This window comes from Arthrobacter sp. Y3221114, from assembly GCF_059092625.1.
Genome location: NZ_JBNHHW010000003.1, coordinates 519,384 through 537,100, shown reverse-complemented (window position 1 = coordinate 537,100; position 17,717 = coordinate 519,384). Strand labels below are relative to the sequence as shown.

Below are 17,717 nucleotides of genomic sequence, written 5' to 3'. Positions count from 1 at the left end.
GCAGTGCCTCCTTGAGGAAGCGAATAGTCGAGTGCCCGCAAGCCTCACACGCCCGGCCGCAACGGTCAAGGCCGCGGAGCCGCCCGGGAGGCCGCGCTGCCCGGGACGGGTGCGGCTGGTCCTAGGTGCCGTCGCCGGGTTCCCGGGGGGACGCCGGTTTCTTGTCCTCGCCTTCCCACTGCTCCTCGGACCGACGGTCGACGTCCGGTTCTATGGCAGCGTCCAGACCGGCGGAACCGGCATGGGGCGGGCCGTCGGATTCCTGGTCCGAGGCCGCGGCATCCGCCTGGTACAGCGCCTCGTCGTCTGCGTGCTTTTCCCCGGCCATGGCCAGCCCTTTCCCGCATCCGGCTCCGGTTTTCCTTGGGGCAGAGCCTACCCCTGTTCAGCACGAAACGGGACCGGATTCGGCCGGAAACGGGAGCGAATTCCCGCGGGCCGCCCTGACGGAAACCGGGGCGCGGCGGCAGCCGGGATCCTGCCGGAGCCGGGCCGGCGCGGAGGCCTCGGCCGGCGGGTCAGCTGCTCCCGCGAAGCTGGCCGACCACGTCGAGGACGACGGCGCGCAGGTCGCCGTTGTGCTCCGCGGCTACCCTGCGCTGGCGCTGGTAGCCGGCGCCGGCTTCGAGGATCTTCTCCACGTCCGCCAGCTCCTCGCTGCAGCCAAGCTTCCTGGCGACCGGCTCCAGCCGGTTCAGCACGTGTTCGCGCAGGTGTTCCGTGACCGGCATTTCCTTGCCGGCGGCGTTGAGGATGATGATGGCGTCCATGCCGTAGCGGGCGGCACGCCATTTGTTCTCCTGCACGTGCCACGGCGGCATGGTGGGGATGGCCCAGCCGTTGTCCAGGGCGGTGGAGAACTCGTCCACCAGGCACTGCGTCAGCGCGGCGACTGCCCCGACGTCCTGCAGGGTGGACAGCCCGTCGCACACCCGCATCTCGATGGTGCCCAGCGCGGGAACCGGCCGGATATCCCAGCGGATCTCGCTGATCGTGTCGATCACCCCGGTGGTGAACATGTCCTCGACGTAATCCTCGTACACCGCCCAGCTGGGGAACTGGAACGGCAGCCCGGCGGTGGGCAGCTGCTGGAACATCAGCGCGCGCTGGGAGGCGTAGCCGGTGTCCTCTCCCGCCCAGAAGGGGGAGGAGGCGGAGAGCGCCTGGAAGTGCGGGAAATAGTTGACCAGCCCGTCCAAGACGGGCAGGGCCTTGTCCCGGTGGTCCAGGCCCACGTGCACGTGCACGCCGTAAATCACCATCTGGTGTCCCCACCATTGGGTGCGGTCGATCAGCTTGGCGTAGCGTTCCTTGTCGGTGACCGGCTGCAACCGCGGTGCGGCAAACGGATGGCTGCCGGCGCAGAAGAGCTCCACGCCCATCGGGTCGGTGACGTCGCGGACGGCCGCCAGGGCGCTGCTCAGGTCCGCCTTGGCCTCGCTGACGGTGTTGCAGATGCCGGTGACCAGCTCCACGGTGTTCAGCAGCAGCTCCTGCTTCACGTGCGGGTGCTCGTCATCGTCCCGCAGCTCGGGATGGCCGGCGCGGACGGCGTCCAGCACCTGCTCGGCCACCGAGACCAGTTCGCCGGTCTGGGCATCCACCAGCGCCAACTCCCACTCAACCCCGAGGGAGGATTGGGCGGACCGTGCGAAATCGATGTACAAACGTTGCTCCGTCTCTGGCGGGACCGGCTGCCGCCGGAGGTACACGTCTGGCGCCAGCGGGGCCAAGACACAGCTTGATTCTAGTGCTTCAGGGCCTGGCGCTGCGCTCGCGGCTGCGGGTGCCGGCGGCGGGAACGGGTTCGACGACGATGGCGATCCGGTCCTCACCGACCCTCGTCAGCACCAGGGTGGCCTTGTTCGGCCCCTTGCCGGAACCGGTCAACAGGGTCTTGCGCAGCTCTTCCGGTGCAACCGATGTGCCGCGCTTCTTGATCTCCAGCGTGCCGATCCGGCTCGCCTTCACCCAGGCCTTGAGCTTCTTGACGTTGTATGGCTTGACCTCCAGCACCCGGTACGTCCGGGCGAACGGCGATTGCTGCAGGTGCGGGGCGCAGATATACGCGATGTGCTCATCCAGCAAGTGCCCGCCCAGGCCGCGGGCGAGGTCGGCCACCAGCCCGGCGCGGATCACCGCGCCGTCGGGCTCATACAGGTAGCCCGCCGCCGGTCCGATCGCCACGTCCTGGTTGGCGGGGTCGTAGCTGACGGCGCTGGTCAGCTCGGCGGTGCCGCCGGCACCGGTGACCAGGGCCGCGCGCCGGATGCCCGGCCGGGCCAGCCGGTTGAACCACAGCGCAGCCTCGACCACGTCGCCGTCGACGGATACCCACTGGGCCTCGCAATTCTCCGGCAGCGCCTCATGGGGAATCCCGGGACCCATCTTGACCCCCACCGGCATGCCCCCGTCGGCCAGCCTCTCCACGAAGGACAGCGGCGGAGAAAACGCCTCCGGGTCGAAGATGCGGGTGGTGCCCGAGGCCGTCGTCGTCCGCCGCGCCGGATCCAGCCACACGCCGTCGATCCCGGTCAGGTCCAGTCCCTCCGCATCGGCGTTGACCACGGTGGCGGTTGGCCAGGGCATCAGGTTGATCGTGGCCACGGCGGCGGTGGTCTCATCGCGTTCCACGGCGGTGACCCTGCGGTCCAGGCTGGCCAGCGCCATGGCGTCTGCGCCGATTCCACAGCCCAGGTCCGCGACGTGCTCCACTCCGGCGGCCTGGAACCGCTGGGCGTGCAGGGCGGCGATGTTCAGCCGGGTGGCCTGTTCCAGTCCGGCGGGGGTGAAAAGCATTTTCTCCGCGAACGGACCGAACTTCGCCTTGGCCTTCGCCCGCAGCCGGGACTGTGTCATGGCAGCGGAGACCAGTTCGGGGGAGTGGCCGGCCTTCCGCAGCTCCGTGCCGGTGTGCAGGCTCTCCGCCTCGGAGTAGGGGCCGAGCGAATTCAGCAGCTCCCAACCTTCCGGAGTGAGAATCGGTGCAATGCTCTCGGCATGGGTCTCGGGTGCCATGGTTTCAAGCCTAGTGCAGCGGAATCAGGCCAGCGGACCGGCCCATTTCGCCTCCAACAGCGGCGATGGGTAGTTCTCCCCATGGCCGGATAGGCTGGGACTCCGTAGAGTCGGTAAGGAAGCTTACTGTGAGGAGGCGTGCATGATGTCCACATCCATTGACGGGTACGACATTGATACCGACGCTTGCCAAGCCGAGATTGAAGCGGAACTTGGCGAGCTGATCGAGGCCGGCAACCGTGCCCACCAGGGCTGGCAGGCCCTCTGGAACGACGTCGCCGCAGGCGTCGGTGCACCGGTTCCGGGATGGCAGCCGGAAATCCGGCGCCTCGCCTGAACGTTACGCCACGGTGGCTCCAGGCCGAACCGGCCGCGATGCATGGGGGCCGCTGGTCGTTGCCGCCCGCCGGCCGTAGCATGGGCGCATGATCCAATCGGCGGCAACGTTCCTGTCTGCGGGCCGGTATTTCCGCGAGGTCCTGGCGAACGTGCCGCCGACCGCGTGGAATGCTCCCGGGTTGGACGATTGGAGCGTCCGGACGCTCGCCGGACATACCAGCCGCGCGCTGTCCACTGTGCTGACGTACTTGGGGCGCCCCGCAGCGAAAGTCCAGGTGGAATCCGCCGCCGATTATTACCTGGCCACCGGACTGGCGAATGATCCCGGCGTCACCGAGCGGGCCATTGCCGCCGGCAGGGAGCTGGGTCCGGACCCGGTGGACATGGTGGACCGGCTGCTGGCCCAGCTGGAGAACACGCTGCCGTTGACCGAAGACCGGGTCATCGAGACTGCCGCCGGCGGGATGCGCTTCAGCGACTATCTGCCCACCCGGATCTTCGAACTGGCCGTGCACACTCTTGACCTGTCCCGGGCGTGCGGCCTGGTGGCCGAGCTGCCGCGCGGCGTGGAGCTGGAAGCCGGGCGCCTGGCAATGGAGATCGCCTCGGAACGCGGCGACGGCGCGCTGGTGCTGCTGGCCCTGACCGGGCGGACCATGCTGCCGGGCGATTTCTCCGTGGTCTGACGCCTTGCCGGTCCGCGGGGCAGCCTTGCCGGCCGGCCGGCAGCCCGCCAGCCGGCGTCAGGCGAAGTAGACGCCGATCCGGTTGCCTTCGATTTCCTCGATGCGGATGTCGATGTCGTAGACGTCGCGCAGTACGTCCGGCTGCATGATTTGGGCCGGCGGGCCCTGGTGCACCAGGCGGCCGGAGCGCATGGCGATGATCGAGTCCGAGTAGCAGGACGCGAAGTTGATGTCGTGGATGACCAGCACCACGGTCTTGCCCAGCTCATCGGTCAGCCGGCGCAGCAGCCGCATCATTTCCACCGAGTGCTTCATGTCCAGGTTGTTCAGCGGCTCATCCAGCAGCAGATAGTCGGTGTCCTGCGCCAGCACCATGGCGATGAAGGCGCGCTGCCGCTGGCCGCCGGAGAGTTCGTCCACAAACTTGTCCGCCATCGACGTCAGGTCCAGGTACTCCAGCGCCTGCTCGATCCGGGCGAGGTCGGCGGGGCCCGGCCGGCCGTTGTTGTGCGGGAAACGGCCGAAGCCCACCAGGTCCCGCACGGTCAGGCGGACGGTCAGCTGGTTGTCCTGGCGCAGGATGGCCATCTTGCGGGCCAGTTCCTTGCCCGGGGTGCTCCCGACGTCGAGCCCGTCGATGGTCACAGCCCCGGCGTCCATGGGCAGCAGCCGGGAGACCATGGACAGCAGCGTGGACTTGCCGGCTCCGTTCGGGCCGATGATCGAGGTGATGCCGCCGTCCTTGATGTAGCAGCTAACGTCGTCCACCACGGTCTGCGTGCCGTAGGTCTTGGAGACTCCGGAGACATGGATCATTTGATGGAGCCTTTCAGCAGCAGGGCGATGAACAGGAGGCCGCCGGCGAATTCAATGACGATGCTCAGCGCGGTATCGAAGCTGAACACCTGCTCGAGCACCAGCTGGCCGCCGACCAGGGCGATGGCGCCCAACAGCACGGCGATGGGCAGCACGTACACGTGCCGGAAGTGCGAGCACAGCAGGTAGGCAAGGCTGGCCACCAGCAGGCCGAAGAACGTGATCGGGCCCACGAGGGCGGTGGAAACGGCCACCAGGATGGCGCACAGCATCAGTACGGTGGTGACGGCCCGCCGGTGGTCCACGCCCAGGTTCAGCGCCGTGTCCCGGCCCAAGGCCAGGACGTCCAGTTGCCGGCGCATCCGCCAGACCGGGATGCTGGCCGCGGCAACGGCCACCGCGGAGGCGGCCAGCAGCACGCCGTCCACGTTGTTGAAGCTGGCGAAGAACAGGTCCTGCAGGATGATGAATTCGCTCGGGTCGATCAGCCGCTGCAGCAGCGAGGAGATGCCGCGGAACATTGTCCCGAACACGATGCCCACCAGCAGCATCAGGTGCAGGCTCTTGCCGCCGCCGGTGAACAGCCAGCGGTAGAGCAGGAAGGAGAAGCCCACCATCAGCATCACTTCGATCACGAAGCGCACCGGCGCGCCCAGGCTCAGCAGCGCCTGCCCGCCGATGGCGAAGGTCAGTCCGGTCTGGATCAGCATGTAGAGGGCATCGAAGCCCATGATCGACGGGGTCAGGATCCGGTTGGCGGTCACCGTCTGGAACAACACGGTAGACACGCCCACGGCGTACGCCACCAGCAGCATCGAACCGATCTTGATGGCCCGCCGGGGCAGGATGTAGCCGAGGTTGCCGCGCAGGTCGATGGTCATGAAGACGGCCACAAGGACGGCCGTCAGGAGGCCCAGCAGGATGATCCAGGTCCGCGGCCGGACCGCGGTGAGGGTGCGGCGCTTGTGCTGCGTCAGCGCGGCGGGAAGTACCGAATCAGCCATTCTTGCGGGTCCTCAGCAGCAGGTACAGGAAGATGGCGCTGCCCACCGCGGAGACGATGACGCCCACCGGGATCTCGTAGGGGTAGCGGATGGTGCGGCCGATGATGTCGCACAGCAGCACGAAGCCGGCGCCGAAGACTGCCACCCAGGGAACTGAACGGCGGGCGCTGTCGCCGAACGCCAGCGACACCAGGTTGGGCACCACGAGTCCCAGGAACGGAATAGCGCCGATGTTGACCACCACCACGGCGCTGATCAGCGAGACGATGACCAGCCCCAGCGTCAGGACCCGGCCGTAGTTCAGGCCCAGGTTGGTGGAGAATTCCTGGCCCATGCCGGCCATCGTGAACCGATCCGCGCACAGGTAGCCGATCACCGCGAGCACCGCGACAATCCAGAGGAGTTCGTAGCGGCCGCGCAGCACGCCGGAGAAGTCGCCGATCATCCAGCTGTTCAGCGTCTGGAGCAGGTCGTAGCGGTAGGCAAAGAACGTGGTCACCGCGGCGATGACGCCGCCCAGCATGATGCCCACCAGCGGCACAATGAGCGTGTTGCGCAGCGGGATCCGGCGCAGCACCAGCAGGAACAGGCCGGTCCCGGCGGCCGCGAACACGGTCGCCACGGACATCTTGGCCAAGAGTGTGGCGCCGGGGACCGCCACCGTGACCACCAAGATGCCCAGCGAGGCCGACTCCACGGTGCCCACGGTGGAGGGCTCCACGAATTTGTTCCGCGCCATCAGCTGCATGATCAGCCCGGCAATACCCAGCGCCGCGCCGGCCAGGATCACCGACAGGGTGCGCGGCAGCCGGCTGATCCAGAAGATGTCCCAGGCCGTCTGGTCACCGGACAGCAAGGCGGGCAGGGACACATCGCTGACGCCCACAAACATGCTGGCAATTGCCAGGATAACGACGGCGGTGCCCGCCCAGGCGAGCTGGGAACCGGATCCGCGGGCGCGGGAGCGTCCGGCCGCGGCTGCTGCCGCCGGGGCCGGACTGGAAATCGTGGAGGAAGCCATGGATCGGGCCACCGCGCAGGCCGCCGGCGGGTCGCCGGCGGCCGTACGGGTGCTACTTCGTGATGGCTGCCTGGACGGCACTGATCATGGCGTCCGTATTATTCAGGCCGTAGCCCACCAGGTACCAGGATGCTGAATCCAGGTAGGTGATGCTGTCGTTCTTGGCGGCGCTCGTGCCGTTGACCAGTTCGTTGTCCAGGACGGCCGCAGCGGCCTCCCCGGATTCGCCGACGGCCGCGTCGCGGTCGATCACGAACAGGTGGTCCGGGTTGGCCTCGGCGACGAATTCGTGCGAGATGGCCTCGCCGTGCGGGCCCTCGGACTTTACGTCCGCGGCGGTCTGCACGCCCAGGACATCGTGCACGATGCCGAACCGGGACCCTGCCCCGTAGGCCGTCATCTCGCCGCCACTCGTCATCAGCACCAGGCCGGTGCCGGCGTCGGCGGCGGCGGCCTTGGTGTCCTCGATCCGGGTGTCGATGGCTGCCAGCTTTTCTTCGACTTCGGCTTCCTTGCCGAAGATCTCGCCGAGGGTCGCGGAGACTTCCTTAAAGCTCTCGATCGGAGCGGCGGTATCAACGCTCAGGTCGATGGTCGGGGCGATTTTGCTCAGCTCCCCGTAGGCCTCGGCGGTGCGGCCCGAGATGATGATCAAATCGGGTGCGCCTTGGCTGATCGCCTCGAAGTCGGGTTCCTTCATGGAGCCGATCTTGGTGTAGTCGTCCCCGGCGTACTGTGCCAGTGACTCGGGGAACACTGCTGCCTCCGGGACGCCGTCGACCTCGACGCCCAGGGCGGTGAGGCTGTCCAGCACCCCGAGATCGAAGGTGTAGACGGTCTCCGGGTTCACCGGCACGTCGGTGGTGCCGGAGGCGTGCTCTACGCTGATCGTCTCGGCGCCGGTACCTGCTGCGGCATCGGTCTGCTGGCCGCAGGCGCTCAGCGCCAGCATGGAAACGGCTGCGGTCAAGGCCACCAGGCCGGACTTCAGGGGCTTTTTCACTGACTCTCCATCGTTCGTCAACGCCGGCCCGGGCGGGGACCGGCATTAGGCAACATAAACGTTTGCTATTTGCGCGCAGCTTGAAAGCTACCGGGTTAGGTTAGCCTTACGCAACTTGGCCGGCGGCGGGCGTCGTCGATTTGCGTCACACAGATGGTGGCCGCGGAAGTCGGGCCGACCCGCCCGTTGGCACTCGCCTTGACCGAGTGCTAATCCTTCTCATAGAGTCGCAGTTAGCACTCGCCCCGTGTGGGTGCTAATACAAGGAACCGCCTGCCGGCACCGCGACGACGGCAGACATCTCCTTGGCCAACCTATTCGTAGCGCATGAAAAGGAGAGAGCCGAGTGTCGGTCTCCATTAAGCCTCTTGAGGATCGTATTGTTGTCCAGCCGCTCGAAGCAGAGCAGACCACGGCCTCCGGCCTGGTCATTCCGGACACCGCCAAGGAAAAGCCGCAGGAAGGCAAAGTTGTCGCGATCGGCCCCGGCCGCGTCGATGACAATGGCAACCGGGTTCCCGTTGACGTAGCCGAGGGTGACGTCGTCATCTACTCGAAGTACGGCGGAACCGAGGTCAAGGTCGGCGGGGAAGAGTACCTGGTGCTCTCCGCCCGCGACGTGCTGGCCATCGTCACCAAGTAAGGCCCATCAGCTGAGTCCGGCGGCTCGGGCGCGCGCAGTCGACGCCCGCAGCCGGAATCACGGACAACCGAAATGCCCCGGCTGCCTCCTATAGCAGCGCAGCCGGGGCATTTTGCGTGAAAGGAACAAATTCATGGCAAAGCAGTTGGAGTTCAACGACGCTGCCCGCAGGGCGCTGGAAGCCGGCGTCGACAAGCTCGCCAATACCGTCCGGGTCACCCTCGGTCCGCGTGGCCGCAACGTGGTCCTGGACAAGAAGTGGGGCGCCCCCACCATCACCAACGACGGCGTGACCATCGCCCGCGAGGTGGAACTCGACGATCCGTACGAGAACCTCGGCGCGCAGTTGGCCAAGGAAGTCGCCACCAAGACCAACGATGTTGCCGGTGACGGCACCACCACCGCTACCGTCCTGGCCCAGGCCCTGGTGAAGGAAGGCCTCCGCAACGTGGCCGCCGGCGCCGCCCCCGGCGCCCTCAAGCACGGCATCGAGGTAGCGGTCGAGGCCGTGGCCGCCCGCCTGCTGGAGAACGCCCGCGAGGTCGAAGGCAAGGTCGCCGAGGTCGCCACCATCTCCGCCCAGAGCCCCGAGGTCGGCAAGCTGTTGGCCGAAGCGTTCGACAAGGTGGGCAAGGACGGCGTCATCACCATCGAAGAGGGCTCCAGCATGGAGACCGAACTGGTGCTCACCGAGGGCATGCAGTTCGACAAGGGCCTGCTGTCGCAGTACTTCGTCACCGACCAGGAGCGCCAGGAGGCAGTCCTCGAGGACGCGCTGATCCTGATCTCCCAGGGCAAGATCTCCACGGTGCAGGAGTTCCTGCCGCTGCTGGAAAAGGTGCTGCAGGCCAACAAGCCGCTGTTCATCATCGCCGAAGACATCGACGGCGAAGCCCTCTCCACCCTGGTGGTCAACAAGATCCGCGGCACCCTGAACGTTGCCGCCGTGAAGGCACCGGGCTTTGGCGACCGCCGCAAGGCCATGCTGCAGGACATCGCGGTGCTCACCGGCGCCCAGGTCGTGTCCGCGGACCTCGGCCTGAAGCTGGACCAGGTGGGCCTCGAGGTGCTGGGTGCGGCACGCCGCATCACCGTCACCAAGGACAACACCACCATTGTGGACGGCGCCGGTTCCGAGGCCGACGTGGCCGACCGCGTGGCCCAGCTGCAGGCAGAGGTGCTGCGCACCGATTCCGATTGGGACCGCGAGAAGCTCCAGGAGCGCCTGGCCAAGCTGTCCGGCGGCATCGGCGTGATCAAGGTCGGCGCTGCCACCGAGGTCGAAATGAAGGAGAAGAAGCACCGGATCGAGGACGCCGTGTCCTCCACCCGCGCTGCCCTGGAAGAAGGCATCGTGGCCGGTGGCGGCACCGCCCTGGTGCACGCCGCCCAGGCTCTGGAGACCGACCCGAACGTGCTGGCGCTCGAGGGCGACGCAGCCACCGCCGTCGGCCTGGTCCGCCGCGCGCTGGCCCAGCCGCTGCGCTGGATCGCCGAAAACGCCGGCCACGAGGGCATGGTCGTCGTCTCCAAGGTCGGCGAGCTGGAAGTCAACAACGGCTTCAACGCCGCCACCGGCGAATACGAGGACCTCGTCGCCGCCGGCATCATCGACCCGGTGAAGGTGACCCGTTCGGCGTTGCGTAACGCAGCCTCGATCGCGGCACTGGTGCTGACCACCGAAACCCTGGTCGTCGAGAAGCCGGCCGAAGAGGACGAGCACAACCACCAGCACTAGCGCACGCCGCCAGCTGCTGGTCGGGCCTCGCCCGTCCGGTGGGGACCCTGCCCGTGGCAGGGTCCCCTCCGTCGTCGTGGGCGCCCCGGTGTCGGCCGCGTTAGCTCCGCCACATCGGTGCCCGCGGGAAATAGTGGCCGGGGCGGAATCGTTTTAGGATGTAACCAACCCCGGAAACCGATTCTCGCTGTCGGTGACTGGCGGCCGCCACCGGTATCGTTCGAAAGGCCCTGCAGTGTCCGAAGAATTCAATCCGTTCGCTTTCGAGGGTCTGACCTACGACGACGTGCTCCTGCTGCCCGGCCCGACGGATGTGATTCCGTCCGAGGCCGACACCAGCTCCAGGCTGACCCGCCGCATCACGGTCCAGACCCCGCTCCTCTCCGCCGCCATGGATACCGTGACGGAATCGCGGATGGCCATCGCCATGGCGCGCCAGGGCGGCCTGGGCGTCATCCACCGCAACCTGTCCATCCAGGACCAGGCCGAGCACGTGGACCGGGTCAAGCGCAGTGAGTCCGGCATGATCACCAACCCGGTGACCATCGCCCCGGATGCCACGCTGGCCGAACTGGACGAGCTTTGCTACAACTACCGCGTGTCCGGACTGCCCGTGGTGGACTCCGAGGGCAAGCTCGTGGGCATCTGCACCAACCGCGACACCCGTTTTGTGCCCCGCGCCGACTATCCCACCACCAAGGTGCATGAGGTGATGACCTCCATGCCGTTGATCACGGGCAAGGTGGGCATCAGCCGCCCGGAAGTCATCGAACTGCTGGGCAAGAACCGGATCGAGAAACTCCCGCTGGTGGACGACGCCGGCATGCTGCAGGGTTTGATCACCGTCAAGGACTTCGACAAGGCGGAGCAGTACCCGCTGGCCACCAAGGACGACGACGGCCGGCTGCGCGTCGGCGCGGCGGTCGGCTTCTTCGGCGACGGCTACGAGCGCTCCATGACCATGATCGAGGCCGGCGTGGACGTGCTGGTGGTGGATACCGCCAACGGCCACAGCCAGGGCGTGCTGGACATGATCGCCCGGCTGAAGAAGGACCCGGCCGCGGCCCACGTGGACGTGATCGGCGGCCAGGCCGCCACCCGCGAGGGCGCGCAGGCACTGGTCGACGCCGGCGCCGACGCCATTAAGGTGGGCGTGGGCCCGGGCTCCATCTGCACCACCCGCGTGGTCGCCGGCGTGGGCGTCCCGCAGATCACCGCGATCTACGAGTCGGCCAAGGCGGCCATCCCGGCCGGCATCCCGGTGATTGCCGACGGCGGCCTGCAGCACTCCGGCGACATCGGCAAGGCCCTGGTCGCCGGCGCGGACACCGTGATGCTCGGTTCGCTGCTGGCGGGCGCCGCAGAGTCCCCGGGCGACCTGGTGTTCGTCAACGGCAAGCAGTTCAAGGCCTACCGCGGCATGGGCTCGCTGGGGGCCATGCAGACGCGCGGCAAGAACACCTCCTACTCCAAGGACCGCTACTTCCAGGCAGATGTGCCGGACGACGAGAAGCTGATCCCCGAGGGCATCGAAGGCCAGGTGCCGTACCGCGGCCCGCTCTCCGCCGTCGCGCACCAGCTGGTGGGCGGCCTGCGCCAGACGATGTTCTACACCGGTGCCCGCAGCGTCGCCGAGCTGAAGGCCAAGGGCAAGTTCGTGCGGATCACGGCGGCGGGGCTGAAGGAGTCCCATCCGCACGACATCATGATGACCGTGGAGGCACCGAACTACAAGCGGTAGTCCCGCAGTCTTCGGCGGCGCCGTTCCCCACAACAGGGGGAGCGGCGCCCCTCGCGTTAACCAGCGGCCGGACTTTCGCCAACACCGCGCCGGCGGTGAGCCGGGGCGCTCAGCCGGGCGGCGACAGCACCGGGGGCGCGCCCACGGGCCGCGACCAGCCGCGCGTATGGACGGGACAGCGCATCGGTGCGTGGGCACGGGTGTGCAAGCGGCCGCCGACCGCGACGCGGGTGAGCCAACGGAGCCGGCGTCGGAAGATCAGAAGCGCGATGAGCACGAGGGCCGCGGTGTCGGGCCAGCGCGGCGCCGGCCAGTTATCCGGCGCGGGCGGATACGCCCCGCCGGACAATCCGGCGGCCCGCTCGAAGTGGTTGCGTGAGGAGGGGAACAGTGCCCCGTCGATGATGTATGCCGCCGGAAATGCAAACGGGCCGGCGAGCAAGTTAGCTACGGCCCACTGGTCAACATGCCGCGACTCGTGGATGGCGAGGGCCTCGTCCCCGGTCCGGGTCTGGGAGATGTTCGGGCCGTAGCGGACATACTGGCCCTCATCGGCTATGCCATATCCGTTGACGCTCAATGGGCCCGCTGGGTCTACCGGTGGCATCCACGCAACGAACACGTCGCCGAGCATTGTTCCGCCGCCGCTGGTTCGCGGCGGGGGCCAGAACATGACCAACAGCGACGGTCCTGTGCACGCTTCCATACCAAGGCTGCGCCCGGTCAGGACCCCGACGCCGCTGATAGGGGCGACCAGGAAATTGCGGGTGATGCGCCACGGGGCCGGTGGTGAAATCTGCAGACGCGGCTCGGGCTTGATCTGTCCGTCGGCGGTGATATGGCTGTGGCAAACGATTGGCGGGGAGAGCGCCTCCTGGAAGCGGGCTCCGGCTCCCGCAACCAGGAGGGCCGCCACCACAAAGAGGGCGACACCGTGCACCCGCTGGTGGACAGCGCAAACGGTACACGATGCGGCTCTCCGCAACCGGCGCGAACGACGGGAGGGCATGGACCAGACCAGCCCGGCGACGCCAAAACATAGGGTGGCCGCCACGCCACTCGCGAACGGTCGCATGCGCTCAACGGACCGCCGGAATCTTCCTCCCATGACTGACCACTTCCCGCTCCGGCTACCTGCGGCCGGCCAGCGGCAACCGTATAGCGAGCGGGCCTACGGTGCGCTTGCCTGCCGTGCGGCAGGTCGAGCGTACCGCCTGCGCCGTGACGACGCCAGCAGTCGGAAGAGGAGTGCCTTGCGGTCGACACGAGGGGATCCGCCCTGTCCGCTGGCGCCGGCGAAAGTCCTGTGCCTGCCCGTTCCACGGTGAAGCGTTCCAGCGGTGGGATAACCTAGAGCCGTGACTTACGAGATTGAAATTGGCCGTGGCAAGCGTGGGCGCCGAGCCTACTCCCTCGACGACGTGGCGATCGTCCCCTCGCGCCGGACGCGCGATCCGAAGGACGTCTCGGTCAGCTGGCAGATCGACGCGTATACGTTCGACGCCCCGGTCATCGCCGCGCCGATGGACTCGGTCATGTCGCCGGCCACCGCCATCGCGCTGGGCAAGCTGGGCGCCCTGGGCGTCCTCAATCTCGAGGGCCTGTGGACCCGGTACGAGGATCCGCTGCCGGTGCTCGACGAGATCGCCGCGCTGGGCACCGAGAACTTCAGCCCGGCCGCGACCAAGCGGATGCAGGAGCTCTACTCCGCGCCCGTGCAGCCGGAATTGATCACCTCCCGGCTGGCCGAGATCCGGGAAGCCGGGGTGACCGTGGCCGGCTCGCTGACGCCGCAGCGCACCCAGGAGTTCTACAAGACCGTGGTGGCCGCCGGCGTGGACATCTTCGTGATCCGCGGCACCACCGTCTCCGCCGAACACGTCTCCAAGACGCAGGAACCGCTGAACCTGAAGCAGTTCATCTACGAGCTGGACACGCCCGTGATCGTCGGCGGCGCCGCCGGCTACACCCCGGCGCTGCACCTGATGCGCACCGGCGCCGCCGGCGTGCTGGTGGGCTTCGGCGGGGGAGCGACGACGACCACGCGCCGGGCGCTGGGCATCCACGCCCCGATGGCGTCGGCGATCTCCGATGTGGCGGCCGCGCGCCGGGACTACATGGACGAATCGGGCGGCCGCTACGTGCATGTGATTGCCGACGGCGGCGTGGGCTTCAGCGGCGACATCGTCAAGGCCATCGCCATGGGAGCCGACGCCGTGATGCTCGGTTCCGCGCTGGCCCGGGCGGAGGAAGCGCCGGGCCGCGGCTGGCACTGGGGCCAGGAGGCCCACCACGACGAACTGCCCCGGGGCGACCGCGTGAACGTGGGAACCGTCGGACCGCTGGAGCGGGTGCTCCACGGCCCGTCCAACCACACCGACGGAACCTCCAACCTGGTCGGTGCGCTGCGCCGGTCGATGGCGACCACCGGGTACTCGGACCTGAAAGAGTTCCAGCGCTGCGAAGTGGTGCTGGCGCCGATCCAGGCGGGCGACTGATTTGATCATGCTGGGAGGCTGATAGGCGATGACCACCGGAGCCCTGAGTCCCGAGAGCCGCGAGCAGGCGCTGGCCGCCCTGCGCGCCACACAGGAGCGCGGGGCCGAGCTGGACGTGCTGATCGTCGGCGGCGGGGTGGTGGGTGCCGGGGCCGCCCTGGACGCGGTGACCCGTGGCCTCGACGTGGGCATCGTCGAAGCCCGGGACTGGGCCTCGGGCACGTCCTCCCGGTCTTCCAAGCTGATCCACGGCGGGCTGCGGTACCTGGAGATGCTGGACTTCGCTTTGGTCCGCGAGGCGCTGCAGGAACGGGGGCTGCTGCTGGAGCGCATTGCGCCGCACCTGGTGCGGCCGGTGCCGTTCCTGTACCCGCTGACCAAACGGTACGTGGAGCGGCCCTACGTCGGCGCGGGCGTGGCCTTGTACGACGCCCTGGCCATCGCCTCGGGCCGCGGCCGCGGCGTCCCCTTCCACAAGCACCTGTCCCGGCGGGGGACCCTCCGGGCGGCACCCAGCCTGAAGAAGGACGCCATGGTGGGGTCCATCCGCTACTACGACGCGCAGGTGGACGACGCCCGGCTGGTGGTCAACATTGTCCGCACCGCGGCGGCGTTCGGGGCGCACGCGGCGAACCGACTGGCGGTGGTCGACTTCCTGCGCGAGGGCGAGCGCGTGGTCGGCGCCCGGGTGCGGAACCAGGAGGACGGCAGCGAGTTCAACATCCGGGCCAAGCAGGTGGTCAACGCCACCGGCGTGTGGACGGACGAAACCCAGGCCATGGTGACCGAACGGGGCCAGCTGAGGGTACGTTCCTCCAAGGGGATCCACCTGGTGGTGCCGCGTGACCGGTTCCAGTCCACGGTGGGGCTGATCCTGCGCACCGAGAAGTCCGTGCTGTTCGTGATTCCGTGGGGGCGGCACTGGATCATCGGCACCACCGACACCGACTGGAACCTGGACAAGGCCCACCCCGCGGCCTCGTCCAAGGACATCGACTACCTGCTGGACCATGTCAACCAAGTGCTTCAGCGTCCGCTCACCCGGGAGGACGTCGAGGGCGTCTACGCCGGGCTCCGGCCGCTGCTGGCGGGCGAGAACGACTCCACCGCCAAGCTCTCGCGTGAACATGTGGTGGCGCACCCGGTCCCCGGACTGGTGGTGGTGGCCGGCGGCAAGTACACCACCTACCGCGTGATGGCCAAGGACGCCGTGGACGAGGCGGCACGGGCCCTCGACGAGCGCGTCCCGCCCAGCTGCACGGACACCATCCCGCTGCTCGGCGCCTCCGGTTTCAAGGCAGCATGGAACAAGCGCAGCCGCACGGCGGACCGAACGGGCATCCACGTGGCCCGGGTGGAACACCTGCTCAACCGTTACGGATCCATGGTCGGCGAGGTGCTGGACATCATCACCGAACGGCCGGAGCTGGCCGAACCGCTGCCCGGTGCCGACGACTACCTGGCGGCCGAGGTTGTCTATGCGACCACGCACGAGGGAGCCCGGCACATCCACGACGTGCTCACCCGCCGGACCCGGATCTCCATCGAGGCCTGGGACCGCGGTGTCTCCGCCGCGCCGGTCGTCGCCAAGCTGATGGCGCCCCTCCTCGGCTGGAGTGAAGGGCAGGTGGAACGCGAGGTGAAGCACTACCTGGCCCGCGTGGAAGCCGAACGGCTCAGCCAGGAGCAGCCTGACGACGTCACCGCCGACAGCGCCCGGATGGGCGTTGACGACATCGTTCCGCTGGCCTGAGGGCGCCGGGCAGGATTCGTTTTCTACATGGTTGCGAAGTACCTTTAATGGGTGCTCAAGACTGCCCTGAAACCCCGCTGGATAGCGGCTCTGGTGCTTGCGCTGGCGCTGTCCACGGTGTTCGTGCTGCTGAGCCAGTGGCAGTTTTCCACGTCGCAGAGCGAACCGCCCCCGCCCCCCGGCGAGACGGAAGCCGTCAAGCCGCTCACCGACGTCTTTGAACCGGGCATCCCGATGACGGCCGCCACCGCGGACCAAATGGTCACCTTCGACGGCAGCTTCGTCCCCGGCGGACAGGTGCTGGTCCAAAACCGCCTGCAGGACGGGGAAGAAGGTTTCTGGGTGGTCGACCCGTTCGCGGTGGACGGCGTGGAGCAGTTCGGCGAAGGCGTGGTCATCCCTGTCGTGCGCGGCTGGGTCGAGGAACCGGCGGACGCCGTTCCCGCCCCCGAAGGCGAGGCCACCGTCGTCGGGCGCCTGTTGCCCACCGAAGCTCCGCTGCCCGGAACCCTGCCCGCCGGCCAGGTCGCTTCGCTGTCCGCGGCCGAGCTGATCAACCGCTGGAACGCGCCCGGCTACTCCGGCTTCGTGGTCGGGACCGGCTTCACCGTGGGCGGCACCGATCTGGGCACCGCGACCGACGGGACAGCGATGCAGCCGGTGGTTGTCGGGCCGCAGCCACAGGAAGCGCCGGTCAACTGGATGAACGTCTTCTACGCGGTGGAATGGGTGGTGTTCGCCGGATTCGCCATCTTCCTCTGGTGGCGGCTGGTGGCCGACGACTACCGCCGCGACCTGGAGGCAGCCGAAGACGCGGCCGAAGCAGCCCGCCATGCTGCCGAAGCCGGGCGGGGGAGCGCGGCAGGCCAGGCCGGCGCCCGCCACGGCGGCGACGCCGCCGACCAGACCACACCCAGCACACCCCACACAACGAGGTAGTCCACGTGACCGAAAACGCCCCCGACCGTTCCGCCGCGACCCAGCGTCCGGCCAAACGCCGCTTCGGCGGAACCCACGCCCAGATCCGCTCCGCCCTGACCTTCTACAAGGTCACCTCCTACATCACCGGCATCATGCTGCTGCTGCTCTGCGTCGAGATGGTGCTGCGGTACGGCTTCAACCTGTTCCTGTTCGCCGGGGCCACCAACACCCTGACGGGCGAGACATTCGCGCTGGGACTGGCGCAGGCCGAACCGTCGGTGATCGACGGCATGAACCTGTCCATCGCGGTGCTGATAGCGCACGGCTGGCTGTACGTGCTGTACCTGATTGCCGACTTCCGGCTCTGGTCGCTCATGCGCTGGCCGTTCAGCAAGTTCGTGCTGATCGCCCTGGGCGGCGTGATCCCGTTCCTGTCCATCATCCTGGAACGCAAGGTGCACCGCGAGGTGGAAGAAGAACTGGCCGCCCATCCCGAGGCCGCCAAGCGCTACTGACAGGCGCCGGGCACCCGCCGC

Annotated in this window: 17 protein-coding genes; 9 read left to right on the top strand and 8 right to left on the bottom strand. The window is 68.1% G+C overall.

Features of this window, described 5'->3' with window-relative positions:
* Positions 1-121: 121 nt before the first annotated feature.
* From AC5RV3_RS09370 to AC5RV3_RS09360, 3 genes are all read right to left on the bottom strand, one after another.
* Positions 122-328 (bottom strand): hypothetical protein, encoded by a 207-nt coding sequence (locus AC5RV3_RS09370; protein ID WP_494121885.1) that lies wholly within the window; start codon positions 326-328, stop codon positions 122-124.
* 190 nt (positions 329-518) lie between these two features.
* Positions 519-1,667, bottom strand: coding sequence for a glutamate--cysteine ligase (locus AC5RV3_RS09365; protein WP_494121884.1), 1,149 nt, complete (start codon positions 1,665-1,667; stop codon positions 519-521).
* Between the two features lie 88 nt (positions 1,668-1,755).
* Complete coding sequence (locus tag AC5RV3_RS09360; protein ID WP_494121883.1) at positions 1,756-3,018, bottom strand: THUMP-like domain-containing protein; 1,263 nt, start codon at positions 3,016-3,018, stop codon at positions 1,756-1,758.
* A gap of 142 nt (positions 3,019-3,160) precedes the next feature.
* On the opposite strand from AC5RV3_RS09360, the gene AC5RV3_RS09355 reads away from it, so the two are divergent.
* Both AC5RV3_RS09355 and AC5RV3_RS09350 read left to right on the top strand, forming a co-directional pair.
* The gene (locus AC5RV3_RS09355; RefSeq protein ID WP_494107695.1) at positions 3,161-3,355 is read left to right on the top strand and encodes a hypothetical protein; all 195 of its coding nucleotides are present in this window, start codon (positions 3,161-3,163) and stop codon (positions 3,353-3,355) included.
* An 88-nt stretch (positions 3,356-3,443) separates the two neighbouring features.
* On the top strand, positions 3,444-4,043 hold the full coding sequence (locus AC5RV3_RS09350) for a maleylpyruvate isomerase N-terminal domain-containing protein (RefSeq protein WP_494121882.1): 600 nt from the start codon (positions 3,444-3,446) through the stop codon (positions 4,041-4,043).
* A gap of 57 nt (positions 4,044-4,100) precedes the next feature.
* On the opposite strand, the gene AC5RV3_RS09345 is transcribed toward AC5RV3_RS09350, so the two are convergent.
* Genes AC5RV3_RS09345 through AC5RV3_RS09330 form a run of 4 tightly spaced genes read right to left on the bottom strand, consistent with a single transcriptional unit; the run spans position 4,101 to position 7,887 of the window.
* Complete coding sequence (locus tag AC5RV3_RS09345; protein WP_494121881.1) at positions 4,101-4,859, bottom strand: iron ABC transporter ATP-binding protein; 759 nt, start codon at positions 4,857-4,859, stop codon at positions 4,101-4,103.
* Positions 4,856-5,863 (bottom strand): iron chelate uptake ABC transporter family permease subunit, encoded by a 1,008-nt coding sequence (locus AC5RV3_RS09340; protein WP_494121880.1) that lies wholly within the window; start codon positions 5,861-5,863, stop codon positions 4,856-4,858. Before AC5RV3_RS09340 ends, AC5RV3_RS09345 begins: the two co-directional genes overlap by 4 nt.
* Positions 5,856-6,884: an ABC transporter permease gene (locus AC5RV3_RS09335; protein ID WP_494121879.1), complete on the bottom strand. Its 1,029-nt coding sequence runs from the start codon at positions 6,882-6,884 to the stop codon at positions 5,856-5,858. Before AC5RV3_RS09335 ends, AC5RV3_RS09340 begins: the two co-directional genes overlap by 8 nt.
* 52 nt (positions 6,885-6,936) lie before the next feature.
* On the bottom strand, positions 6,937-7,887 hold the full coding sequence (locus AC5RV3_RS09330; protein WP_494121878.1) for a siderophore ABC transporter substrate-binding protein: 951 nt from the start codon (positions 7,885-7,887) through the stop codon (positions 6,937-6,939).
* A 346-nt stretch (positions 7,888-8,233) separates the two neighbouring features.
* On the opposite strand from AC5RV3_RS09330, the gene groES reads away from it, so the two are divergent.
* The 3 genes from groES (at position 8,234) to guaB (ending at position 12,009) form a co-directional block, all read left to right on the top strand.
* A complete protein-coding gene (gene groES / locus AC5RV3_RS09325; RefSeq protein ID WP_127511177.1) occupies positions 8,234-8,530 on the top strand; it encodes a co-chaperone GroES in 297 nt (98 codons plus the stop codon).
* Between the two features lie 133 nt (positions 8,531-8,663).
* Complete coding sequence (gene groL, locus AC5RV3_RS09320; RefSeq protein ID WP_494121877.1) at positions 8,664-10,268, top strand: chaperonin GroEL; 1,605 nt, start codon at positions 8,664-8,666, stop codon at positions 10,266-10,268.
* Positions 10,269-10,503: 235 nt separating this feature from the next.
* Positions 10,504-12,009 carry an IMP dehydrogenase gene (gene guaB, locus AC5RV3_RS09315; RefSeq protein ID WP_493988976.1) on the top strand — a complete coding sequence of 502 codons (1,506 nt, stop codon included), beginning with the start codon at positions 10,504-10,506 and terminating at the stop codon, positions 12,007-12,009.
* Positions 12,010-12,118: 109 nt separating this feature from the next.
* Here the strand turns inward: guaB and AC5RV3_RS09310 are convergent, their stop codons facing one another.
* Complete coding sequence (locus AC5RV3_RS09310; RefSeq protein WP_494121876.1) at positions 12,119-13,084, bottom strand: hypothetical protein; 966 nt, start codon at positions 13,082-13,084, stop codon at positions 12,119-12,121.
* A 283-nt stretch (positions 13,085-13,367) separates the two neighbouring features.
* Here AC5RV3_RS09310 and AC5RV3_RS09305 point away from each other — a divergent pair, with 283 nt between their 5' ends.
* From AC5RV3_RS09305 to AC5RV3_RS09290, 4 genes are read left to right on the top strand one after another with little or no spacing between them, the layout of a single operon-like run.
* Positions 13,368-14,507 (top strand): GuaB3 family IMP dehydrogenase-related protein, encoded by a 1,140-nt coding sequence (locus AC5RV3_RS09305; protein WP_494121875.1) that lies wholly within the window; start codon positions 13,368-13,370, stop codon positions 14,505-14,507.
* Between the two features lie 28 nt (positions 14,508-14,535).
* Positions 14,536-16,260, top strand: coding sequence for a glycerol-3-phosphate dehydrogenase/oxidase (locus AC5RV3_RS09300; protein WP_494121874.1), 1,725 nt, complete (start codon positions 14,536-14,538; stop codon positions 16,258-16,260).
* A gap of 51 nt (positions 16,261-16,311) precedes the next feature.
* Complete coding sequence (locus AC5RV3_RS09295) at positions 16,312-17,199, top strand: SURF1 family protein (RefSeq protein WP_494121873.1); 888 nt, start codon at positions 16,312-16,314, stop codon at positions 17,197-17,199.
* Between the two features lie 5 nt (positions 17,200-17,204).
* A complete protein-coding gene (locus AC5RV3_RS09290; protein WP_494113640.1) occupies positions 17,205-17,696 on the top strand; it encodes a DUF3817 domain-containing protein in 492 nt (163 codons plus the stop codon).
* Positions 17,697-17,717: the final 21 nt, after the last annotated feature.